22 protein-coding genes are annotated in these 21,072 nt (G+C 65.7%); 12 read left to right on the forward strand and 10 right to left on the reverse strand.

What is annotated here, in order from left to right; translation table 11 throughout:
* Positions 1-4: 4 nt before the first annotated feature.
* From LGR44_RS09790 to LGR44_RS09805, 4 genes are all read left to right on the forward strand, one after another.
* Positions 5-472: a hypothetical protein gene (locus LGR44_RS09790; protein ID WP_226739832.1), complete on the forward strand. Its 468-nt coding sequence runs from the start codon at positions 5-7 to the stop codon at positions 470-472.
* 239 nt (positions 473-711) lie between these two features.
* A complete protein-coding gene (locus LGR44_RS09795) occupies positions 712-1,809 on the forward strand; it encodes an ATP phosphoribosyltransferase regulatory subunit (RefSeq protein WP_226739834.1) in 1,098 nt (365 codons plus the stop codon).
* Positions 1,806-2,780 carry an ATP phosphoribosyltransferase gene (gene hisG, locus LGR44_RS09800; protein WP_226739836.1) on the forward strand — a complete coding sequence of 325 codons (975 nt, stop codon included), beginning with the start codon at positions 1,806-1,808 and terminating at the stop codon, positions 2,778-2,780. The genes LGR44_RS09795 and hisG overlap by 4 nt, the downstream gene beginning before the upstream one ends.
* A 140-nt stretch (positions 2,781-2,920) precedes the next feature.
* Positions 2,921-3,397, forward strand: a complete 477-nt coding sequence (locus LGR44_RS09805; protein WP_226739838.1) for an META domain-containing protein — start codon at positions 2,921-2,923, stop codon at positions 3,395-3,397.
* A gap of 80 nt (positions 3,398-3,477) precedes the next feature.
* Here LGR44_RS09805 and LGR44_RS09810 read toward each other — a convergent pair whose 3' ends face one another.
* On the reverse strand, positions 3,478-5,571 hold the full coding sequence (locus LGR44_RS09810; RefSeq protein ID WP_226739840.1) for an ABC transporter ATP-binding protein/permease: 2,094 nt from the start codon (positions 5,569-5,571) through the stop codon (positions 3,478-3,480).
* 265 nt (positions 5,572-5,836) lie between these two features.
* Here LGR44_RS09810 and LGR44_RS09815 point away from each other — a divergent pair, with 265 nt between their 5' ends.
* From LGR44_RS09815 to LGR44_RS09825, 3 genes are read left to right on the forward strand one after another with little or no spacing between them, the layout of a single operon-like run.
* Entirely contained in the window at positions 5,837-6,931 is a 1,095-nt protein-coding gene (locus LGR44_RS09815; RefSeq protein WP_226739842.1) for a methionine ABC transporter ATP-binding protein, read from the forward strand.
* Positions 6,921-7,586: a methionine ABC transporter permease gene (locus tag LGR44_RS09820; protein ID WP_226739845.1), complete on the forward strand. Its 666-nt coding sequence runs from the start codon at positions 6,921-6,923 to the stop codon at positions 7,584-7,586. Before LGR44_RS09815 ends, LGR44_RS09820 begins: the two co-directional genes overlap by 11 nt.
* Positions 7,587-7,632: 46 nt before the next feature.
* The gene (locus LGR44_RS09825) at positions 7,633-8,418 is read left to right on the forward strand and encodes a MetQ/NlpA family ABC transporter substrate-binding protein (protein ID WP_226739847.1); all 786 of its coding nucleotides are present in this window, start codon (positions 7,633-7,635) and stop codon (positions 8,416-8,418) included.
* Positions 8,419-8,475: 57 nt separating this feature from the next.
* On the opposite strand, the gene LGR44_RS09830 is transcribed toward LGR44_RS09825, so the two are convergent.
* A complete protein-coding gene (locus tag LGR44_RS09830; protein WP_226739849.1) occupies positions 8,476-9,555 on the reverse strand; it encodes a flavodoxin family protein in 1,080 nt (359 codons plus the stop codon).
* A gap of 193 nt (positions 9,556-9,748) precedes the next feature.
* On the opposite strand from LGR44_RS09830, the gene LGR44_RS09835 reads away from it, so the two are divergent.
* Positions 9,749-10,573, forward strand: a complete 825-nt coding sequence (locus LGR44_RS09835; RefSeq protein ID WP_226739851.1) for an aldo/keto reductase — start codon at positions 9,749-9,751, stop codon at positions 10,571-10,573.
* A gap of 18 nt (positions 10,574-10,591) precedes the next feature.
* Here the strand turns inward: LGR44_RS09835 and LGR44_RS09840 are convergent, their stop codons facing one another.
* Positions 10,592-11,083, reverse strand: a complete 492-nt coding sequence (locus LGR44_RS09840) for a VOC family protein (protein WP_226739853.1) — start codon at positions 11,081-11,083, stop codon at positions 10,592-10,594.
* Between the two features lie 124 nt (positions 11,084-11,207).
* On the reverse strand, positions 11,208-11,660 hold the full coding sequence (locus LGR44_RS09845) for a MarR family winged helix-turn-helix transcriptional regulator (RefSeq protein ID WP_226739855.1): 453 nt from the start codon (positions 11,658-11,660) through the stop codon (positions 11,208-11,210).
* 96 nt (positions 11,661-11,756) lie between these two features.
* On the opposite strand from LGR44_RS09845, the gene LGR44_RS09850 reads away from it, so the two are divergent.
* The gene (locus LGR44_RS09850) at positions 11,757-12,209 is read left to right on the forward strand and encodes a DoxX family protein (RefSeq protein ID WP_226739857.1); all 453 of its coding nucleotides are present in this window, start codon (positions 11,757-11,759) and stop codon (positions 12,207-12,209) included.
* Between the two features lie 31 nt (positions 12,210-12,240).
* Positions 12,241-12,858 (forward strand): glutathione transferase GstA, encoded by a 618-nt coding sequence (gene gstA / locus LGR44_RS09855; RefSeq protein WP_226739859.1) that lies wholly within the window; start codon positions 12,241-12,243, stop codon positions 12,856-12,858.
* 92 nt (positions 12,859-12,950) lie between these two features.
* Here gstA and LGR44_RS21945 read toward each other — a convergent pair whose 3' ends face one another.
* The 4 genes from LGR44_RS21945 to LGR44_RS09880 form a co-directional block, all read right to left on the reverse strand.
* Entirely contained in the window at positions 12,951-14,582 is a 1,632-nt protein-coding gene (locus tag LGR44_RS21945; RefSeq protein WP_319004838.1) for a calcium-binding protein, read from the reverse strand.
* A 225-nt stretch (positions 14,583-14,807) separates the two neighbouring features.
* Complete coding sequence (gene groL / locus LGR44_RS09870; protein ID WP_226739862.1) at positions 14,808-16,445, reverse strand: chaperonin GroEL; 1,638 nt, start codon at positions 16,443-16,445, stop codon at positions 14,808-14,810.
* Positions 16,446-16,510: 65 nt separating this feature from the next.
* The gene (gene groES / locus LGR44_RS09875; protein WP_226739864.1) at positions 16,511-16,798 is read right to left on the reverse strand and encodes a co-chaperone GroES; all 288 of its coding nucleotides are present in this window, start codon (positions 16,796-16,798) and stop codon (positions 16,511-16,513) included.
* 190 nt (positions 16,799-16,988) lie between these two features.
* Positions 16,989-17,834 carry a DMT family transporter gene (locus tag LGR44_RS09880; RefSeq protein WP_226739866.1) on the reverse strand — a complete coding sequence of 282 codons (846 nt, stop codon included), beginning with the start codon at positions 17,832-17,834 and terminating at the stop codon, positions 16,989-16,991.
* Positions 17,835-18,053: 219 nt separating this feature from the next.
* Here LGR44_RS09880 and LGR44_RS09885 point away from each other — a divergent pair, with 219 nt between their 5' ends.
* Positions 18,054-18,824, forward strand: a complete 771-nt coding sequence (locus tag LGR44_RS09885) for a L,D-transpeptidase (protein WP_226739868.1) — start codon at positions 18,054-18,056, stop codon at positions 18,822-18,824.
* 405 nt (positions 18,825-19,229) lie between these two features.
* On the forward strand, positions 19,230-19,559 hold the full coding sequence (locus LGR44_RS09890; protein ID WP_226739870.1) for a DMT family transporter: 330 nt from the start codon (positions 19,230-19,232) through the stop codon (positions 19,557-19,559).
* A 79-nt stretch (positions 19,560-19,638) separates the two neighbouring features.
* Here the strand turns inward: LGR44_RS09890 and LGR44_RS09895 are convergent, their stop codons facing one another.
* Together LGR44_RS09895 and LGR44_RS09900 are read right to left on the reverse strand one after the other, a co-directional pair.
* The gene (locus LGR44_RS09895; protein ID WP_226739872.1) at positions 19,639-20,352 is read right to left on the reverse strand and encodes a DUF2076 domain-containing protein; all 714 of its coding nucleotides are present in this window, start codon (positions 20,350-20,352) and stop codon (positions 19,639-19,641) included.
* Positions 20,353-20,409: 57 nt separating this feature from the next.
* Positions 20,410-21,000, reverse strand: coding sequence for an NUDIX hydrolase (locus LGR44_RS09900; protein ID WP_226739875.1), 591 nt, complete (start codon positions 20,998-21,000; stop codon positions 20,410-20,412).
* Positions 21,001-21,072: the final 72 nt, after the last annotated feature.

The raw sequence follows: 21,072 nt of genomic DNA on the forward strand, positions 1-21,072 counted from the left end.
CGTCATGGCGAAGGCCAAAGCGAAGAAGAGTTCCGACAAGGCCGACAAGTCGAAGAAGAAGAAGAGCACGACCGCGAAGCTCTCGAAGTCCGTGAAGAAATCCGGCCTCATGGACATGTTCAACACGAGCCTGGGCCGCGAGATCCTGGCCGATGCGCTCATCGCGGCCGCAGGGGCCGCCGCAGCGGCCCTCACCCGCACCCGCACCGCCCAGAAGGCCGGGGCTGCCGCCGTGGACGCGGGATCGAAGGCGGCCGATGCCACCACCGACACCGTCAACACCGCCAGCAGCGCCGTTGCCCATGTGGTGACCGAAGCCGCGCGCCAGTTCCTACCTCCCTCGCTCCTGGGAGAGGACGAAGCCGACGAGAAGCCCAAGCGCAAGAAGGTGCAGTACGCCCATCTCTCCAGCGACCACAGCAAGCGCAAGACGTCGCGCAAGACCAAGGACGACAAGGCGGAAAAGCACTGAGCTCCTGCCCCGCAGCCCTCATGCCGAGGAGGGCCGCAGGCCCGTCCCGAAGCACGAGGGCGTCTCCGACGCGCACTGGATCATCCTTCGAGACGCAGCCTTCCGGCTGCTCCTCGGGATGAGGTCGTCGGGTTTCAGGATTTCGTCTCCCTCTCGCCGTTCACCCTGCCTGCCGAAAACGGTCGCCTTCCCTGCCAAGCATTGCTAGAGAGCGTGCGGATCAAGGGATTGCGACGCCAGTGACGGAGACGGATGCCATTCTTGCGCTGATCGCGCTTTTCGAGCGCGAGGGCTATGCGCGCATCGAGCCGCCGGTGCTTCAGCCGGCGGACGTGTTCATCGACCTGTCGGGAGAGGACATCCGGCGCCGGATGTTCGTGACCCAGGACGCGGCGGGCACCGAACTGTGCCTGCGGCCCGAATACACCATTCCCGTCTGCCTTCAGCATCTGGAGCATCGCGGCGCGAGGCCGTCGGGCTATTGCTATGGCGGTCCCGTCTTCCGCATGCGCCCCAACGAGAGCGGCGAGTTCCTCCAGGCGGGCCTCGAATCCGTCGGCCGCACCGACGTGGCGGCGGCCGACGCCGAGATCCTCGGCCTCGCTCTCGAAGGCCTTGCGGGCATCAGCGACCGGCGCCACCGGGTCAGGCTCGGCGACATGGGGCTTCTCAACGCCCTCATCGACGCCCTAGGCATCGCCCCGGCCGCCAAGCGCCGGGTGATGCGCGCCATCGTGTCGGGCCAGGGTCTCGCGAGCCTGAGCGAGCCGGAGGGCCCCGGCCAGCCGGAACATGCGGGCCTTCTCGCCGCCATCGAGGGACAGGCCCCTCAAGCCGCCAAGGCCTTCGTGGAGGACATCCTCTCCATCGCCGGCATCGCCCGCGTCGGCGGGCGCAGCGCGGGCGAGATCGCCGAGCGCTTCCTGGCCCGCGCCGCCAACCGCTCCGGCCTGCCGGACGAGGCCCGGCAGGTGCTGGAGCGCTATCTCGCCATTTCCGGCGACCCCGACCAGGTGGCCGGCGCCGTCCGGGCCCTGGCGAGGGATGCCGGGCTCGATCTGTCCGAGGCGCTCGGCGCCTTCGAGGAGCGCACGGGCTTCATGGCGGCGCGAGGGCTGGACGTGAGCGCCTTCTCGTTCGCCGCCACCTTCGCCCGCAACCTGGATTACTATACCGGCTTCATCTTCGAGGTGCAGGACGCGGACCGCAGCGACGCCAAGCCCGTGGTGGGCGGCGGACGCTACGACCGGCTGCTCCAGCATCTCGGCGCCGAGGAGCCGATCCCGGCGGTCGGCTGCTCCTTCTGGCTCGACCGCATCCTGGGAGCCGCCCAATGACCGATTCACCCCTCATCCTGGCCGTTCCCTCCAAGGGGCGCCTGCAGGAAAACGCGGCCGCCTTCTTCGCCCGCGCCGGACTGGTCTTCACCCAATCCCGCGGGGCGCGCGACTACCGCGGGACGCTTGCGGGCGTTCCCGACGTGGAAGTGGCCTTCCTGTCCGCCTCCGAGATCGTGAACCAGCTCGCGACCGGAGCCGCCCATCTCGGCATCACGGGGGAAGACCTCGTGCGCGAGCAGGTGCCGGACGCGGACGAGGCGATCGAGCTCCTGACCCCGCTCGGCTTCGGCCACGCCAACGTGGTCGTGGCCGTGCCGCAGGCCTGGATCGACGTCCGCACCATGGCCGATCTGGACGAGGTGGCGGCGGATCTGCGCGCCCGCCACGGCTACAAGATGCGGGTGGCCACGAAATACGTGAACCTCACCCGGCGCTTCTTCGCCGAGAAGGGCATCGCGGATTACCGGATCGTCGAGAGCCTGGGCGCCACCGAAGGCGCTCCCGGCGCGGGCTCGGCTGAGCTGATCGTGGACATCACCACGACGGGCGCCACCCTGACCGCCAATGCCCTCAAGGTGCTGGACGACGGGGTGATGCTGCGCTCCGAGGCCAATCTCGTCGCCTCCACCCGCGCGCCCTGGACCAACAAGGCCCGGGCGGCGGCCACGGCCGTCCTCACCCGCATCGCGGCCGAGGAGGACGCGCGCACGAGCCGCGAGGTCCGCGCGGCGCTCGATCCGTCGCGGGCATCCGACCTCGCCGCCCTGGTGCAGACCTTCGGCGCCTCGCTTCCCTACGGCGCTCCCCAGGCCCGGGAGGTCGTCCTCCATTGCCGCACGTCGGTGGTGTTCGAAATCGTGGCCGCGCTGCAGTCTCTGGGAGCCCAGGACGTCACGGTCAGAGCCTTCGACTACCTGTTCCGCCCCACCAACGGACTGACGGAGCGGCTTTTGCGCCGGCTCGGCTGATGCCGGGACCGGCTATTCCGCTTCATCTCCGCTTCAGCTTGACCGTGCTGTAACGGAAAGCGGGACAAAACACCCCGGGGCGTTGCCTCTCAGGCCAAGGCCCCTTATGGTCCCGGCGTTTTATGTTGACGAGGTTTCCGATGAATGCGCTTCGATTGGCGGCGATCCTTGCCACCTTCGCCACTGTGTCGGCAGCCCATGCCCAGTCCGCCTCGGTTCTCGGACGGCCGGTGGGTCCGACACGACAGGTTGACACCAAGGTCCCGCAGCCCCTCCAGGGCGACAAGGTCTTCCCCCTGGGATCGTCCTGGGTGGCGGTGAGCCTGAACGGCAAGCCCTTCACCGGCGACCGCCCGAGCTTCCGTCTGGACGACCAGCTCCGGGCCAGCGGCTTCGGCGGCTGCAACACCTATTCGGCCACGGCCTATCCCCTGCGCGAGCAGGGACTGGCGGTCGGCCCCTTCGCCCTGACCAAGCGCTCCTGCGACAAGTCCGCCATGGCGATCGAGCAGGCCTTCCTGGTGGCGCTCCGCACCTCCGCCAAGTGGGACATCCAGGGCCGCAACCTGATCATCCGCACGCAGAACGGCGAATTGCGGTTCGAGCGGGCGATCTAGGCATCGCCTCCGACACCGTCAGCCTTTCGGAATGGCCGGCCCTGCGCCGGCCATTTCCTTGTTGGAGAGCGACCGTAGCCTTACTCGGCCGGCTCGGGCTGGCGCCTTTCGACCGGCGCGAAGAGGCCATCGTCCTGCCTGTGCATGTCGATGCGCCTGTCGTGGAACGCGCCCAGCGTCGAGCGGTGGCCGATGGACACGACGGTCGAATTCGGCAGCTTCTCCTTGATGACCTTGTAGATCTCCTCCTCCGTCGGCTCGTCGAGCGCCGCGGTGGCCTCGTCCAGGAAGAGCCAGTCGGGCTTGGCCAGGAGGGCGCGGGCGATGGCGAGGCGCTGCTGCTCGCCGAGGGACAGGGTCTGGGCCCAGACGCGCTCCTCGTCGAGGCGGTCCGCCAGGGCGGGCAGCTTGGCGGCGCGCAGGGCCTCCGCGATGTCGGCATCGCTGTAGACCCCGAAGGTGCCGGGATAAGTCACAGCCTCGCGCAAGGAGCCCATGGGGATGTAGGGCCGCTGGGGCAGGAGCATCATCGTCTGTCCCGCCGGAACCCTGATCTGGCCCGAGCCGAAGGGCCAGATGCCGGAAATGGCCCGGAAGAGGGTCGATTTGCCGGAGCCCGAGGGACCGGCCAGCAGGGTCGTCGAGCCGTGGCGGAAGGCGACGCCGTCCGCCTTCATGAGCACCCGCCCATCGGGCAGCGCCACCTGAAGGTTCGACACGTTGAGGTTCCTGTCCGGGGAGGATGCGAGCGACACGTGCTCCCCGGCATCCGGATCGCGGACCTTCGCCACCGCGGCCTCGAAGGTGGTCAGGCGGTCGACGACGGCCTTGTAGTTGGCCAGGGTCGAGTAGGACGTGATGAAGAAGTCCAGGGCGCCCTGCACGCTCGAGAAGGCGCCGACGGTCTGCTGCATCTGGCCGAGGGTGATCCGGTCGATGAAGTAGTAGGGCGCGGTGAGGATGTAGGGCACCACCACGTTGGCCTGGAAATAGGTGGACTGGAACACCTGCAGGCGCATGACGCGGCGCACGATCTGCATGAAGTTCTGCACGATCCGCCCGAAGCGCGCCTTCAGGGCCTCCTCCTCCGCCGCCTCGCCGCCCAGGAGGGCGATCTGCTCGGTATATTCGCGCAGGCGCGCCAGGGAGAAGCGGTAATCGGCCTCGACCCGCTCCTGCTGGAAGTACAGGGCGATGAGCGGCCGGCCGATGAGGTGGGTGAGCCAGGTGCCGAGAAGCGCGTAGGCGATACAGACCCAGACCAGAAGGCCCGGAACGGGAATGTCCGTGCCCGGCAGCGTGAAGCCGGCCGATAGGGACCACAGGATCGCGATGAACGAGACCAGGGTCGCCGACTGGTTCATGAGGCCTATGGACAGGTTATAGGTCTGGTCGATGTAGCTGCGCAGATCCTCGGCGATGCGCTGGTCGGGGTTGTCCGCCTCGCGCCCGACGAGCTGCATACGGTAATGGGTGCCGCCGCTCAGCCATTCATGGACGTAGAGATCGTTGAGGAAGGCGCGCCAGCGGATGCGCATCACGTATTGCGAGACGATCTCCACCATGGCCACGCTGACGAAGACGGTCGCCAGCGGCACGAAGATCCAGAAGAGCTGGTACCAGAAGGCGCTGGCGTCCTTCTCCTGCAGGGCGTTGAACATGTCGCGCCCGAAGAAGTTGAGGCGCACGTTGAGGGCGACCTGTCCCAGATTGATGGCGATGAGGAAGACCAGGAGCGCCGTGCCGATGGCGCCTTCCGTGGCGCGAATGGTGCCGATGAAGGGAATGGTGATCTGGCTCGGCGTGCTCGACGTGAAGTAGCGGTCCGCGATGCGGGTGATGGTCCGGATCACCGGAATGCGGGAGATGCCGTAGATCACGAAGGCGAAGATTGTCGCGCCCACCGTCATGGAGGCCGGCGGCACGTAGTCGGCGAGCGTCTCCGGAACCGAGCCGAATGCGCCGGCGAGGCTCAGGGCGACGAGGATGCCCTCCACGCCCGCCAGGACCCAGATGAACACCTTGAGGAATTTCGAGATGTCCCTGGAGAGGTACAGGGCAAGGCCCAGGCCCAGAACCGCGAGCGGCAGCAGGACCGAGACGGTGGTTTCGCTCAGGTACAGCGCGAGAAGGGCAAGACCTGCAAGTCCCACCCCGATGCTGGCCTTGACCATGGGTTTCTTCCTTAAAACTCGACTTGGCTTGTTTAGTCGGATGCCGAGGGGGCGATCAACCGCACCTGTGGCGAAAGAAAGGAGAAAGTTCCGCCATAACGCGGGTGTGATCACGTGAAGCAGCCGGCCGGGGCGAGGAGCCCAACCCGAGCATTTCGTTCTTCACAACAGAAAATTCTTTTTAAAGAACGGAAAGGTTGACATGGAGAACAGGATACCCCATGTGTTCGCAACTGCGAAACGAGAGTGACCTCAGAGCAAACGTATGAACGCTCCCCTCGGATATCTCGGCGATCAGCCGCTTCACCGCCTCGTTCCGGCGGAGCCGATCGTCCGCCTGGAGAAGATCTCGAAGGTGTTCGCCGGGCGCGACGGCTCTCCCGTCACGGCCTTAAGTGAGATCGACCTCGTCGTTCCGCAAGGCTCCGTTCTCGGCATCATCGGACGATCCGGCGCAGGCAAGTCGACCCTGATCCGCCTCGTGAACGGCCTGGAAAAGCCGAGCTCGGGCCGCGTGATCGTGGACGGCGCCGACGTTTCGGCCCTGCCGGAACGCGCGTTGCGCCACGCCCGCCGCTCCATCGGCATGATCTTCCAGCACTTCAACCTGCTGTCCTCGCGCACCGCCGCCGAGAACGTGGCCCTGCCGCTCGAGGTGGCCGGCTACGACAAGGCGGCGATCAAGGCGCGCGTCGAGGAGCTGCTGGCGCTGGTGGGCCTGGCGGACAAGCGCAACCGGTATCCGTCCGAGCTGTCCGGCGGCCAGAAGCAACGCGTCGGCATCGCCCGCGCCCTTGCCACCAATCCGAAGGTTCTCCTCTCCGACGAGGCGACCTCGGCGCTCGATCCGGAAACCACCCGCTCGATCCTCGATCTGCTCGCCCGCATCAATGCGGAGCTCGGCCTCACCATCATCCTCATCACCCACGAGATGGCGGTGATCCGCTCCATCGCCCGCGACGTGGCGGTGATCGAGGGCGGGCGCATCGTCGAACAGGGCGATGTGTTCGACGTCTTCACCCGGCCGCGGCACGAGGTGACGCGCTCCTTCCTGGCGGACGAAACCGGCCGCGCCCTGCCCCCCTACGTGGCGAACCGCCTGCAACCGGACGCAACGCCCGGCAGCCAGGCGGTGATCCGCATCGGCTTCCGCGGCCCTCACGCCACGGACCCCGTCCTGGCGCGGCTGGCGCGCGACCTCGGCATCGAGGCCAACATCCTCGCGGGATCGGTGGACGAGATCGCCGGCCGCCCCTGCGGCACCCTCGTCGTCGGCGTGCCGGAGCAGTCGCTGGCGACCACCCTCGACTTCCTCAAGCAACACGGACTCGATACGGAGGTTCTCGGCCATGTCGCCTGAGATGATCCGCCTCATCGCCAGCGCTACCGGCGAAACCCTCTACATGGTCGCGGTCTCGGCCGGGATCGCCACCCTGCTCGGTATGCCGCTCGGCATCTTCCTCGCCACCAGCGGCAAGGGCGAGCTGTTCGCGGCCCCTTGGGTGAACCGCGTGCTCGGCGTCGTCGTGAACGCGACCCGCTCCACGCCCTTCATCATCCTGGTGGTGGCGATCATTCCCTTCACCCGCCTGATCGCCGGAACCTCGATCGGCACCAACGCGGCCATCGTGCCGCTGACGATCGCCGCGATCCCCTTCATCGCCCGCCTCATCGAAGGCGCGATCCGCGAGGTGGATCAGGGCCTCATCGAGGCCGCCCGCGCCTTCGGCGCAAGCCCGCTGCAGATCGTGTTCAAGGTGCTGGTTCCCGAGGCCCTGCCGGGCATCGTGCTCGGCCTGACCCTTGCCGTCGTCTCGCTCCTCGGCTTCTCGGCCATGGTGGGCGCGGTCGGCGGCGGCGGCCTGGGCGATCTCGGCATCCGCTACGGCTATCAGCGCTTCATGCCTGAGATGATGCTGGCCGTGGTCGTCGTCCTGATCGTGCTGGTCCAGGCCGTTCAGAGCGTCGGCGACCGGCTGGCCCGCCGCCTCAACAAGCGCGTGCGCCAAGCCTGATCCTCATTCCCGCTTCCTTTCGAGACCATCGCACACGGAGAAAACGATGTCGTTCGAGAAACTGGGCCTTGCCGCCCTCCTGTCCCTCGCGGCCCTTCCCGCGGCCGCGCAGACGCAGACGATCCGCGTCGGCGCGACCCCCGGCCCTCACGCCCAGATCCTCGAGGCGGTGAAGCCCATCGCGGCGCAGAAGGGTCTCGACATCAAGATCGTCGAGTTCTCGGACTATGTGGTGCCGAACGAGGCCCTCTCGTCCGGCGAACTGGAAGCCAACTCGTTCCAGCACCAGCCCTATCTGGACAACCAGAAGGAAAACCGCGGCTACAAGATCGAGAGCGTGGCCCAGACGGTGAACTTCCCGATCGGCGTCTATTCGAAGAAGCACAAGGCCTTCGACGCCCTGCCGAACGGCGCGACGATCGCGTTCCCGAACGATCCGACCAATGGCGGCCGCGCGCTCCTGCTCCTGCAGGACAAGGGCCTGATCAAGCTGAAGGACGGCGTGGGCTTCAAGCCGACGATCCTCGACATCACCGAGAACAAGAAGAACCTGAAATTCGTCGAGATCGACGCCGCCCAGGCTCCGCGCGTGCTCGACGACGTCGATGCCGCCGTCATCAACACCAACTACGCCACGCAGGCCGGCCTCGACCCGGTGAAGGATGCGCTCACCCGTGAAGACCCGAAGGGGCCTTACGTGAACGTCATCGCCGTGCGCGCCGAGGACAAGGACAAGCCGTGGGTGAAGACCTTCGTCGAAGCCTACCGCACGCCCGAGGTGAAGAAGTTCGTGGAAGAGAAGTTCAAGGGCGCGGTTCTCACGAGTTGGTAAGCCTCTCGAAGGGTTGACCTCACTCGGCCGGGCCTCGTGCCCGGCCTTTTTCATGGTCTATTTCTGCCGGGGTTCGGGCAGCCCCTCTCCCGCCTGGATCAGGCCCCCTGCCCTCTGGGCCCTGGCCGCCTCGAGCAGGGTGCGCGCCGCATTGCGCACCTCGTCCTGCACCGCATGGTCGTGGTCGAGCTCGTCATGGCTCGTGGCATAGGGCTTCCAGTAGCCGATGTAGCGGTCCAGCTCCGCCGCCGCCCCGGCGGGGTGGAGCCCCATGGAGCGCAGCCAATCCGCCAGGCTGCGGCGCACGCCTTCCGCGCCCTCCGCATCCCCATGGACGATCACGGAAAACACGCGGCCCGCCAGGTGCCTGGGATAGTCCCAGCCTTCCAGCTCCATGGCCTTTGCGCCCTCGGCGTCCTTCCCGTGGGTGGAGGTCGGATCCGGATTGCCGCCATCGGCGCAGACCAGCCTGTCCATCATCAGCTTCATGGGCGACGAGACCTGATACCAGTTCACGGGCGTGAGCAGCATCACCCCGTGCGCCTCGACCCATTTCGGGTAGATCTCGTTCATCCAGTCCTGCGTCTGCCCGAGCGAGTAGTTGGGATAGCAGGAGCATGGCCAGTGGCAGAGCGCGGCGGCGGTCGAGAAGCACGTCTTGCAGGGGTGGATGTGGCGGCCGTATTCCGAGCTCAGGCGGCTGAGGTCGAGGTGCTCGACCTCGACGCCGGGTGTGAACGCGAAAACCTCGCGCGCGACCTGCGAGAGGCGGTAGGTCTTGGACATCTCGCCCGGACAGGTGTGTTCGCTGCGCGAGGCGCCGCTGACGATGAGGATGCGCAGCGGCCCGCTCGGATCCTCATGGCGCCGCTCGGCCTCCCTGATCGCCTCCTGCGCCGCGAGCCAGTCCACCGATAGAACGTAGTCCGGATCGGCGAAGCCGGGGCCCGCCTTGCGCGTCCTCGGGCTCTTGCGGTGGTGGCTGTAGGCGTCCCAGGCCGCGGCGGCGATCCTGTCGAGTTCGTCCCTGAGATCGTCGAATGCCGGGTCCTCGAACTGGCCGAGGAAGCGCTTGCGGTACTCCTCCTCGCTCAGAGTCGGATCCGGCGTTCCTTGGCGCGGCGCGAGGGAGGGCACGGCATGTTCCTTCGGGGATGGTGGAAGCTCCGCTCGATGCAACGCGGGGAAAGCTGGACTGTTCCTCCCGCTGCAGCCCTCGCATAAACGAGGGCCTGCCCTGCATGGGGCTGGGGTTTGCACATGCAGCGGCATGCCCTAGCTCTTGGCGGGCATCCCGACACATCGACGATCCACCAGACAAGGAATGTACATGTCCCATCCATCCCTTCCGCTCAACGACGGCAGGCAGATGCCGCAGCTCGGCTTCGGCGTGTGGCAGGTCGAGAACGGGGTCGCGACGAGCATCGTCAAGCAGGCCATCGATGCCGGGTACCGCTCCATCGACACGGCCATGATCTACCGCAACGAGGAAGGAGTCGGCGAGGCCGTCCGTCAGGCGGGCGTGCCGCGCGAGGAGCTGTTCATCACGACCAAGCTCTGGAACGACGACCAGGGCTACGACACCACGCTGAAGGCCTTCGACGCGAGCATGAAGCGTCTGGGGCTCGATTACGTGGATCTCTACCTCATCCACTGGCCGACCTGGAAGCGCGACGCCTATCCGGACACCTGGCGCGCCTTCATCAAGCTCAAGGAGGAGGGCCGCACCAAGTCCATCGGCGTGTCCAACTTCAACATTCCGCATCTGCAGCGGCTTTTCGACGAGACGGGCGTGGTGCCGGCGGTGAACCAGATCGAGCTGCATCCCCGCTTCCAGCAGCGGGAGCTGCGCGCCTTCCACGCCGAGCACGGCATCGTCACCGAAGCCTGGAGCCCGCTCGGGCAAGGCACCCTGCTCGAGGACGAGCAGCTCGCGGCCATCGCCCGCAAGCACAACAAGACCTCGGCGCAGGTGATCCTTCGCTGGCACCTGGACAACGGCATCGTCGCCATTCCGAAATCGGCGACGCCGTCGCGCATCCGCGAGAACTTCGACGTGTTCGATTTCACGCTCGACGCGGAGGACATGCGGGCCATCGAGAAGCTCGACGACAAGGGCGGGCGCGTCGGTCCCGACCCCGAGCTGTTCACCTGATCGGGGCTTTTACCCGCTTCAACGCCCCATGGCGTTGAAGCTCGCGCCGAGGGGCTCCCGGAGCTCGATCCGGTGGCGCCCGTTGTCGCGGATCTGCGCTATCCGGAAATCGCCCTCGAGCTCGTCCTGGGGCTCCTCGAGGATGTCGACGCCCTCGGCCCGCAGCCGTGAGACCTCCCTGTCCACATCCTGCACCAGCACGCTGACGACGGGAGCGCGGGTGGCTCCCGTGGCGTCGAGGTTCGGTCCCGGTCCCGGCGGCATCGGATGATCGGCCTCGGCGATCTCGAGCAGGAAGCCGCTTCGTTCCATCAGGGCCACCCGCTCGCGCAGGAGACTGCGGGTCGAGAGCAGCCGGAAGCCGAGCCTGTCGCGATACCATGCGACCGTCTCGTCGAAATCGGGCGTGCGGATGGAGGCGGAGCTCGGCCTGGAGACGGGAGCGCTCGCGGCGGGACCGGGAGCCGTCATCGGGACGGCCAGGGCCAGAAGCGGAAGAAGGGCGAGCATGCGAAAGCCTCGACGCCACCTGCCCAGGATAGTCCCGTTCGCGCTCACGCCCTGACCTTTCGTTAGCCGTGCACAGATGAACGCGACTACACCCGTATCGTTCGGCAATCCAGGGGCGGCGGGATCACGTCTCGTTGCTCACGAGCTTCTGGAGCAGGCGGGCGAGCTCCGCGGCCTCCCCTTCCGCGAGACGGCAGCCGACATAGCGGCTGATCGCCGGGCCGTAGACGGCCCACATCCGGCGCTGGAGCGCCCTACCCTCATCGGTGATCTCGATGAGCTGACGGCGCCTGTCGCCGGGATAGGGAATGCGCCGGACCAGGCCCTCGGCCTCCATCCGGTCGAGGAGCCGCGAGAGATTGTACTGCTCGAACAGGACCTCGCGCTCGATTTCCCGCGGCGTGCGGCGGCCCTCCGCCGCCTTCTTGAGCGACAGCAGCACGTCGTACCAGGCGAGCGGCGGAAAGCCGGCCTGCTTCAGATCGGCCTCGATCCGGCCCGCCACCTCCCGTCCGCCCCGGATCAGGCGGACCCAGGCATCGGTCACGGCCTCGGACGGGTTCTGCGGTTCTTGCATTCCGGCAAAGCTCCCTCTCGATTCATGCAATTGCATCATGTTTGACTTATACATGCAAGTGCATACAAATATCTATGCATCTGCATGGAGGTTCCAATGACCCGCACGAATACAACTCCCGAAGCCTACGGCGTTCTTCTGCTCCGCGTCTCCCTCGGCGTCATGTTCATCGCCCACAGCGTCGTCCTGAAGTGGATGACCTTCACCCTCGCGGGCACGGCCCAGTACTTCGAATCGCTTGGCCTGCCCGCCTTCCTCGCCTATGCCACCTTCTGGGCCGAGTTCATCGGCGGCGTTCTGCTGGTGCTGGGCGTCCAGAGCCGCTGGGTGTCGCTGGCCCTCGTGCCGGTGCTCGCCGGGGCGACCTGGGTCCATCTCGGCAACGGCTGGGTCTTCTCCGCGCCGGGCGGCGGCTGGGAATACCCGCTCTACCTGATCGTCCTCTCCGTCGCTCAGGCCCTTCTCGGGGATGGCGCCCATGCGCTCAGCCCCTCGCGTTCCCTGCCATTCGGCCGTCCGGCTCCGTCCCTGGGCCGCGCCGCCGCCTGATCCACCCACCCTCGCCTTTCGGAGACCTGATATGAAGCTCTACTACACCCCCGGCGCCTGCTCGCTCGCCGTCCACATCGCCGCTCGCGAGGCGGGCCTGCCGCTGACCCTGGAGAAGGTCGACCTCGCCACCCGCAAGACCGAGACCGGCGCGGATTTCGCCGCGATCAACCCGAAGGGCTACGTGCCGGCGGTCGCCCTGCCGGAGGGCGAAGTCCTGACCGAGGCGGCCGCCCTCCTGCTCTTCGTGGCCGACCGCCAGCCGGAAGCGGGGCTCGCCCCGGCCCCAGCCACGATGGAGCGCCACCGCCTGCACGAGTGGCTCGCCTTCATCACGTCCGAGATCCACAAGGGTTTCGGCCCGCTGTGGAACCCCTCGACGCCCGACTCGGTCAAGCAGGCCACGAAGGACAAGCTGGCGCAGCGCTTCACCTATCTCGACAAGGTGCTGGCCCAGCAGCCCTTCCTGACCGGCGAGCGCTTCACGGTGGCCGATGCCTACCTGTTCACGGTGACGAACTGGGCGAACTACCACGCCGTCGACCTGACGCCTTACGCCAACCTGCGCGCCTTCCTCGACCGGGTCGCCGCGCGCCCGAAGGTGCAGGAAGCTCTGGCCGCCGAAGGCCTGCTGAAGCAGGCGGCCTGACGCGCCCGATGAACGACAAAAGCCCCGGATCGCTCCGGGGCCTTTTCTTGGCGCGGCTGATTCAGCTCCTGCCGACGCTGCGGCGAGCATCGTCAGAGAACGAGAAAGTCGTCCGCTTTCAGAGCCGTCCTCGCCTTCACCTGCGCGAACTTCACCGCCGCATGGTCCGTGCCCGAACCGTCAGCGTCGTAATACAGCGCGCCGGTCTTGGCGTTGAAGACGATCCGGTCGTCCTCGTCGAGCGCCTTCCGGCCGATGCGGAACGCATCCTTGTCGAGCACGCCCTTCTCCAGCTTGAACACCTTCTTCGACAGCTGGATCGTGTCGTCCGGGCGCGAGAAGTCGAGCACCCGGTCAACGTTCTTCTTCAGCCTGGTGCTGAACACGAACACGTCCGCTCCCTCGCCGCCGGCGAGCTTGTCGTTCCCGAGCCCGCCATTGAGCCGGTCGTTTCCATCCCCGCCTATGAGCCGGTCGGCCTTCTTGCCGCCCTTGAGGGTGAGAGGGGTTGCTGCGGTCGCGAGGGGTGTGGGGGCCACGAGGGGAGCCTTTACAGTTGTCTCGCCGCCCGAGTCGCGAACTAGAGCCGACAAATCGATAATAAGGTCATCGAACTGTGCAAACTCGACCTCCGTAAGCCGATCAGTACCTGTGCCGATTCCTGCACGGTTGTCTCTGATCGTCACCGCTCCATCATCACCAAGAGTGATGGTGTAGTCGGTTGCGCGGCTGACAAATACCGCATAGTCCGTTCCAGCACCGCCCGAAAGAACGTCGTCGCCGAAGCTGCCGGTTAGAGTATCGCTCCCGCCATTGCCTTCGAGCGTGTCATTCCCAAACCCGCCATGCAGTCCATTGGCAACATCGTTGCCAATGAAGTAGTCGGACCACTGACTGCCAACGACATTCTCGATGTTGCGGATCGTATCCCAGCTATAGGCAGAGGTCTGCTGCTCTTCAGTAATCCTTAGGTCAACGACAACGTCTGGGATATTGAAGAATACGGTATCGGCACCGCCACCGCCATCGACATAATTGCGGCCTGTTCCCATACCGAATGTTTCTCCGCTGATACCACCGAAGGCAGTATCGTCACCGTCTCCAAAGTAAATATCTCCTGTGATGGTCCCGCTTGTTCCGTAATAGGTGTCGCTTTCTCTTCCCAGCAAAACTCGGCCTTCAATCGCTCCGCTGTTGTTGATGGTGTTAGAACTGCCGTGAGATCCGCGAATGGCCCACTCGAAGCCACTGATCAGGCCCGTATTCTTAATGATATGGCCGCCGGTTTCGAAAGGGTCCTCATAGATGAAGATGCCGGCTTCGCCGCTGATCGTTCCGGAGTTGACGATCACACTTTGAGGGCTGCATACGTAAACACCTGCCACTCCCCCAAGGGCCGTGCCTTCATTGGTCAAGATATTCGTAGCGGTCCCGTCATAAGATAGCTGGATGCCGTACTTGGTACCGAGCACCACTCCCGACATGCCGATACTGACATTCCCTTGGGTTACTATCGCGGATGACAATTGGCTAAATACCCTACCTTCGATCAGCAGAGTATTATTTGAACCGCCATCTATACCGTTCGCTTCCCGACCGAATGCCTCGATTTCAGCCCCTGCAGCAACAAAGACTCTGTCTCCCCTCAACAGATCCAGAGCATGGTCGTTGTCAGCATAAGTAGGAGGCAGCGGATTTGCCGGAGTGATCGTGTAGACGGCCATGAAGGTACCTCGACACTGGCGAGCGACGATCCCCCTTATACTTTGTTACTCAGTTACGCAACCTATCCTTGGGTAAAGTACCCCGGTTCTCCTGCCAAGGTCACCTGGGCAGCAAGAGGCCCCGGAGTTTCCTCCGGGGCTTCTTTATTCTTACCGGCTTGGATCCCGGATCGGTGCCGCGTCACTGGCGTGGCGCGGCTTGTCCGGGACGACCCGTTGGGTCGCTTAGAAGTCCATGCCGCCCATGCCGCCGCCGCCCGGCATGGCCGGAGCGGATTCCTTGCGGGGCAGCTCGGCGACCATGGCTTCGGTCGTGACGAGCAGGCCGGCCACGGAAGCGGCGTCCTGGAGAGCCGTGCGGACGACCTTCGCCGGATCGACGATACCGGCCTTCAGCATGTCCACGAACTCTTCGGTCTGGGCGTTGAAGCCGAAGGTGTCCGACTTGTTGTCGTTGATCTTGCCGATCACGATCGAGCCTTCCACGCCGGCATTCGCGGCGATCTGGCGGATCGGGGCCTCAAGAGCGCGCAGGACGATGTTGATGCCGGCCTTCACGTCCGCATTGTCGGTCGTGAGGTTCGCAATCGCACCCTTGGCGCGCAGCAGAGCCGTGCCGCCGCCGGGAACGATGCCTTCCTCGACCGCCGCGCGGGTGGCGTTCAGGGCGTCGTCAACGCGGTCCTTCTTCTCCTTGACCTCGACCTCGGTGGCGCCGCCGACGCGGATGACGGCCACGCCGCCCGCCAGCTTGGCGAGACGCTCCTGGAGCTTCTCACGGTCGTAGTCCGAGGTGGTCTCCTCGATCTGCGCCTTGATCTGGCCCACGCGAGCCTCGATGTCGGCCTTCTTGCCGGCGCCGTCGATGATCGTGGTGTTTTCCTTCTCGATGCGGACGCGCTTGGCGCGGCCCAGCATGTTGAGGGTCACGTTCTCGAGCTTGATGCCGAGGTCTTCGGAGATCGTCTGACCGGCGGTCAGGACGGCGATGTCCTCGAGCATGGCCTTGCGGCGGTCGCCGAAGCCCGGAGCCTTGACGGCGGCGATCTTCAGGCCACCACGCAGCTTGTTCACCACGAGGGTGGCGAGAGCCTCGCCTTCCACGTCCTCGGCGATGATGAGGAGCGGCTTGCCGGTCTGAACGACGGCCTCGAGGATCGGCAGCATGGCCTGGAGCGAGGAGAGCTTCTTCTCGTGGATGAGGATGTAGGGATCCTCGAGCTCGGCCACCATCTTCTCGGCGTTGGTGATGAAGTACGGCGAGAGGTAGCCGCGGTCGAACTGCATGCCCTCGACCACGTCGAGCTCGGTCTCGGCGGTCTTGGCTTCCTCGACGGTGATCACGCCCTCGTTGCCGACCTTCTGCATGGCATGGGCGATCATCTCGCCGATGTCCTTGTCGCCGTTGGCGGAAATGGTGCCGACCTGGGCGACCTCATCGGAGGAAGCCACCTTCTTGGCGCGGGCCTGGATGTCCTTGATGGCCTCGGTGACGGCGAGATCGATGCCGCGCTTGAGGTCCATCGGGTTCATGCCGGCGGCCACAGCCTTGGCACCCTCGCGGACGATGGCCTGGGCCAGAACGGTCGCGGTGGTGGTACCGTCGCCGGCGATGTCGTTGGTCTTCGAGGCGACCTCGCGCACCATCTGGGCGCCCATGTTCTCGAACTTGTCGGAAAGCTCGATCTCCTTGGCGACGGTGACGCCGTCCTTGGTGATGCGCGGGGCGCCGAAGGACTTCTCGATCACCACGTTGCGGCCCTTGGGGCCGAGCGTGACCTTCACCGCGTCGGCGAGGATGTCGACGCCGCGCAGCATCTTATCGCGGGCATCGGAGGAAAACTTAACGTCTTTGGCAGCCATGGGCTATGCCTCCAGTTGACTTGGACTCGTTGGGTTCGACTAGCTCGGGAAAGCGCGTCCGCGTGTTACGCGACCACGCCCATGATGTCGGATTCCTTCATGATCAGGAGGTCCTGACCGTCGATACGAACCTCGGTGCCGGACCACTTGCCGAAGAGCACGCGATCGCCGGCCTTCACGTCGAGGGCAACAACCTTGCCGTTCTCGTCGCGGGCACCGGGGCCGACGGCGACGACTTCACCCTCTTGCGGCTTTTCCTTCGCGGTGTCCGGGATGATGATGCCGCCCTTGGTCTTCTCTTCGGCATCGATGCGGCGGACGACGACGCGGTCGTGCAGCGGACGGAACTTCATGGAACTTCCTCTTTGACTGTTAGCGCAGCCCCCAGTGGCCGCGTCCTTGTCTGCTGTTAGCACTGTCCGAGATCGAGTGCCAACGCTGGCCGCGAGATAAGCTTGTCGCGGAGGCGAGTCAAGACATCCCACCCAATCTGATTAACGATCGTTAACGTATGGGCATGGCGGCGGGCGGCCACCTCCCCCGCTAGCGCCGGGACGTCACCATCGCGGCGGCGACGATCAGGACGCCGCCGCCGAGGGTTGCCCAGGTCGGGATCTCATGGAACACCCCGTAGCCGATGGCCGCGGCCCAGATCAACGCGGTGTATTCCAGCGGAGCGAGCCGCGCCGCTTCCGCCTTGGCGTATGCGGTCGCCATCAGGACGTGGCCGATGACCCCGAGGACGCCCATGGACATGAACCAGGCGAGATGGGTCAGGTCGAGGGGCTGCCAGAACAGAAGGCCGAAAGGCATGACAAGGGTCGCCGGGCCGATGTTCTGGAAGAACACGATGTGCATGAACTTGTCGCGCTGCGCCCGCTGGCGCAGGAGCACGAGGCTCAGGGCATAGGTGACGGCGGACAGAAGCGCCGCCGCGACACCGGACCAGGAGCGGGCCGCCTCCGCCTCGCCCGACTGCCCCAGGACGACCACGAGGGTTCCGGCGAACCCGACGACGATGGCACCGATGATCCTGGCGTCGACCCGCTCCTTCAGCATGAGCAGGCCGAACAGGGCGATGAACATCGGCGACAGGAACGACAGCACAAGGGTCTCGGCCAGGGGCAACTCGCCCAGGGCGTAGAAGAAGCTGACGGCCGTCACGACGCCGGCGACGGAGCGCAGCAGGTTCGCCGTCACGGTCTCACGGCTGGGCCATCCCGGCCGCACGGCCAGCACCACGCCGGTCGCGATGAGGGAGCCGCAGGCGAAACGCAGAAAGGCGATCTGGAACGTGGGATAGTACGCGGACATCCCCTTGATGACCGCGTCCATGACGGACAGGACCGCGATGCCCGCGGCAGCCCGCAAGGCGGGACCGAAATTCATGATGATCTCGACGATCTGGAAGGTAGCCTCCGGAATGGAGGCTTCTCCGGCCTTTCGAGCGCTCTTACAGCACTTCCCCGGGTGCCGCACCATCCGTTTTCATGCCTGTCGACAGGAAAGGAATTTCATCGGCCTGCAGTAGTAATTTCTGCAACCTTGACGGAAACAATCGCCAGGCTTTCCGTTAAATCCGAAACTCACCAACGACAGGATGCTTCGATGCGTGCTTGGCTTCCCTGCTCCCTCTTCCTTCTCGCCGCCTCGATCCCGGCCACCAGCTTCGCCCAGCCGATGGGCTACCGCTACGTGACGCCGGCCTACGATTATCCCTATGCCGTGACGAGGGACGGGTACGATCCTGGCTATCCGCTGGTCACCCGGCCGTCCTCCCGCGCCCGCTCCGCCTATCAGGGCGTCCCGGTCGATCCCATGACCGGCTATCCCTACGAGACGCGCACCTACCGGCGCTCCGGCACGGCGGTCGCCGCCCTGCCGCAGGATTACGAGAGCGACTACGGCTACGACAACAGCATCGATTATGCGATCGCGCCGCAGTTCCAGCGCCAGATCGTGTCCTATCGCGGCCGGGAGAAGCCGGGCACGATCATCGTCGATACGCCCAACAGGTTCCTCTATCTCGTCCAGGAAGGCGGCCGCGCCATCCGCTACGGCATCGGCGTCGGCCGTCCGGGCTTCGAATGGGCCGGGCGCAAGAAGGTCACGATGAAGCGCGAATGGCCGAGCTGGCGTCCGCCGGCCGAGATGCTGAGGCGCCGCCCCGACCTGCCGAAATTCATGGAAGGCGGCCCCGACAATCCGCTGGGCGCCCGCGCGCTCTATCTCGGCTCGTCGCTCTATCGCATCCACGGCACCAACGAGCCGCACACGATCGGCCAGGCGGTGTCGTCCGGCTGCATCCGCATGCTCAACAGCGATGTGGTCGATCTCTACAAACGGGTCCGGGTCGGCGCTCAGGTGGTGGTGATCTAAGCCCTGCCTTCCTGTTCCAGGGAGCACGTCGCCGCCCGTCGCAGTTGCGACCGGGCGGCGTTTCCTTGTGTGGCGCCGCGCCTGCGAATGTTCCTGAAAAGTTCTGACGGAACGGGGTTTTCCGGATATTATTACAGAATTCGAGGATCAGATCTGGAACAAAAGCAAGATAATCCAGAAACAAAAACGCCGTTTTCAATAATATATCGTCAGATACTACTTGTTCATATAGGTATAATGCCGAGCACCGGGAAACGCAATATCTTATCGCAACTACCTATATGAATATATAGGATCCGCTATTACTGTCGGCGACGTATTCATCGGAGGCCGGTTCCGCCTGGAGCGGCGGGGACATGCCGCTCGACGTCGGCGCGGCCAGTGCCAGGAGCGTCCGTCAGCCCCATGAACTACGTCTATCTGTTCGCGGCCATCATCTGTGAAGTGATCGCCACCTCGGCGCTCAAGGCGGCGGAGGGCTTCACGCGCCTCGGCCCCTCGGTGATCGTCATCCTCGGCTACGGCCTGGCGTTCTACTGCCTGTCCCTGACCCTGCGGACGATCCCGGTCGGCATCGCCTACGCGCTCTGGTCCGGCATCGGGATCGTTCTGATCGCCCTGGCCGGCTGGGTTTTCTACCGTCAGCCCCTGGACGGGCCGGCTATCCTGGGCATGGCTCTCATCGTGGCGGGCGTTCTGGTGATCAACCTGTTCTCCCGGACCGCCGGGCATTGAGGGCAGCAGGAAAGGACAAGCCTTCCCACAACAGGAACGCCCGCCTTCCGGCGGGCGCTCGGGGCAGATCGAACAGGGATCAGGCCCAGTCGCCCCCATCCCCGCCGTCGCCGCCGAAATCGGCGTAGTCGTCATGCCCGCCCTGCGGATTCTCGTAGAGCGAGTCCGTGATCCCGGCGTTGCCGGCATCCGCGCCCTGACCACCTGCAAGGTCGGCCGCACCGGCATCCGCCGCAGCCGTGCTGGTTCCGGCGGCATCGTTCCCGCCGAAGGCATGGGACAGGGCATTGGCGATCATCATGCCGCCCGCCACACCGGCAGCCGTCGACAGGGCGCCTTGGAGGAAGCCGCCGCCGCTGCGCTGCTGCATCATGCCGCCGCCCCAGGGACCGGGCCTGCCGCTGCTCATCATGCCGCCCTGCGGACCACCATAGGGCTGCTGCATGTGCTGCGGCTGGGGAGCGCCCCAGGGCGAAGCCTGGCCCGGAGGATGGCGATAGGTGGGCTCCTGCGGACGCGAGCCGCCGCCGAAGAGACCGGACAGGAAACCGCCCTGCTGCGGCTGGCGCCGGGCCTGGTCGAGTTCCGCGCGCAGTTGCTCGTTCTCCGCCTGGAGATTGCCGAGGGCCTGCTCCTGAACGAAGATCGTCTGGGCCATGGCATAGGGCGCATAGGGCTGCTGACGCAGCTTGTCGGCGATCAGGCGCTCGGCCTCCGGATCGCGCGGCTGGTTCGCCACCTGCTCGAGGCGTCGGAAAATATCGGAAATGACCTCGCGTTCCTGGTCGTTCATGGCGAGCCTCCTTCAAACCTGCGGGTGATCGAGATGTAAGCACCGCCGAACGGTTTGTTAGAGGCCGGATGTCGAAATGAAGCCAAGCTTGCGCATGTTTCCCAGGGCCTGCGGCATGATCGTCCCGAGGTCCGACACGCAGCGCCACTCGGCCTGCTCGACCTCCGCGAGATCGGGGCGCATCTCGTGCCCCTCCTCCGCCCTCACGACATAGCGGATATCGTGGTGCCAGTGCTCCGGCTCGTCGCGCTCGGGGCGGGCCGGGATGCGGCGGCTGTCGATGTCGACGGGCAGGCCCGTTTCCCGATGCCAAGGATCGAGGCGCAGGTTGCGCAAACCCGTTTCCTCGACCGCCTCCCGCAGAGCCGAGTCCGCCAGGCTGTCCGGCGGCTCGTAATGCCCGCCCGGCTGCAGCCAGCGCCCGAGGGAGCGGTGCCGGATGAGCAGCGTGCGCCTGCCCCTCCCGTCGAGGACGATGGCCGAGGTGGTGACATGGCCCGGAAAGGTGCGGCGGGAATGGATTTCGTCTTCGCGGGCGATCTGGCCTCGCAATATCTCATGCCGCTCCTCCGGCACGCCGAACGCGGCGGCGTGGCCGTCCAGCACCGCCAGGACATGTCGGCGAAAGGAAGCGGGATCGAAGCTCATGGAAAAACCTGCTCAACCGGGGCCTTTACCGTTAAGGCCGTCCGGCGCCCGCCTCAAGCAGAAGCCCCGCCG

This window comes from Microvirga lenta (genome assembly GCF_020532555.1).
In the GTDB taxonomy this organism is placed as follows: domain Bacteria; phylum Pseudomonadota; class Alphaproteobacteria; order Rhizobiales; family Beijerinckiaceae; genus Microvirga; species Microvirga lenta.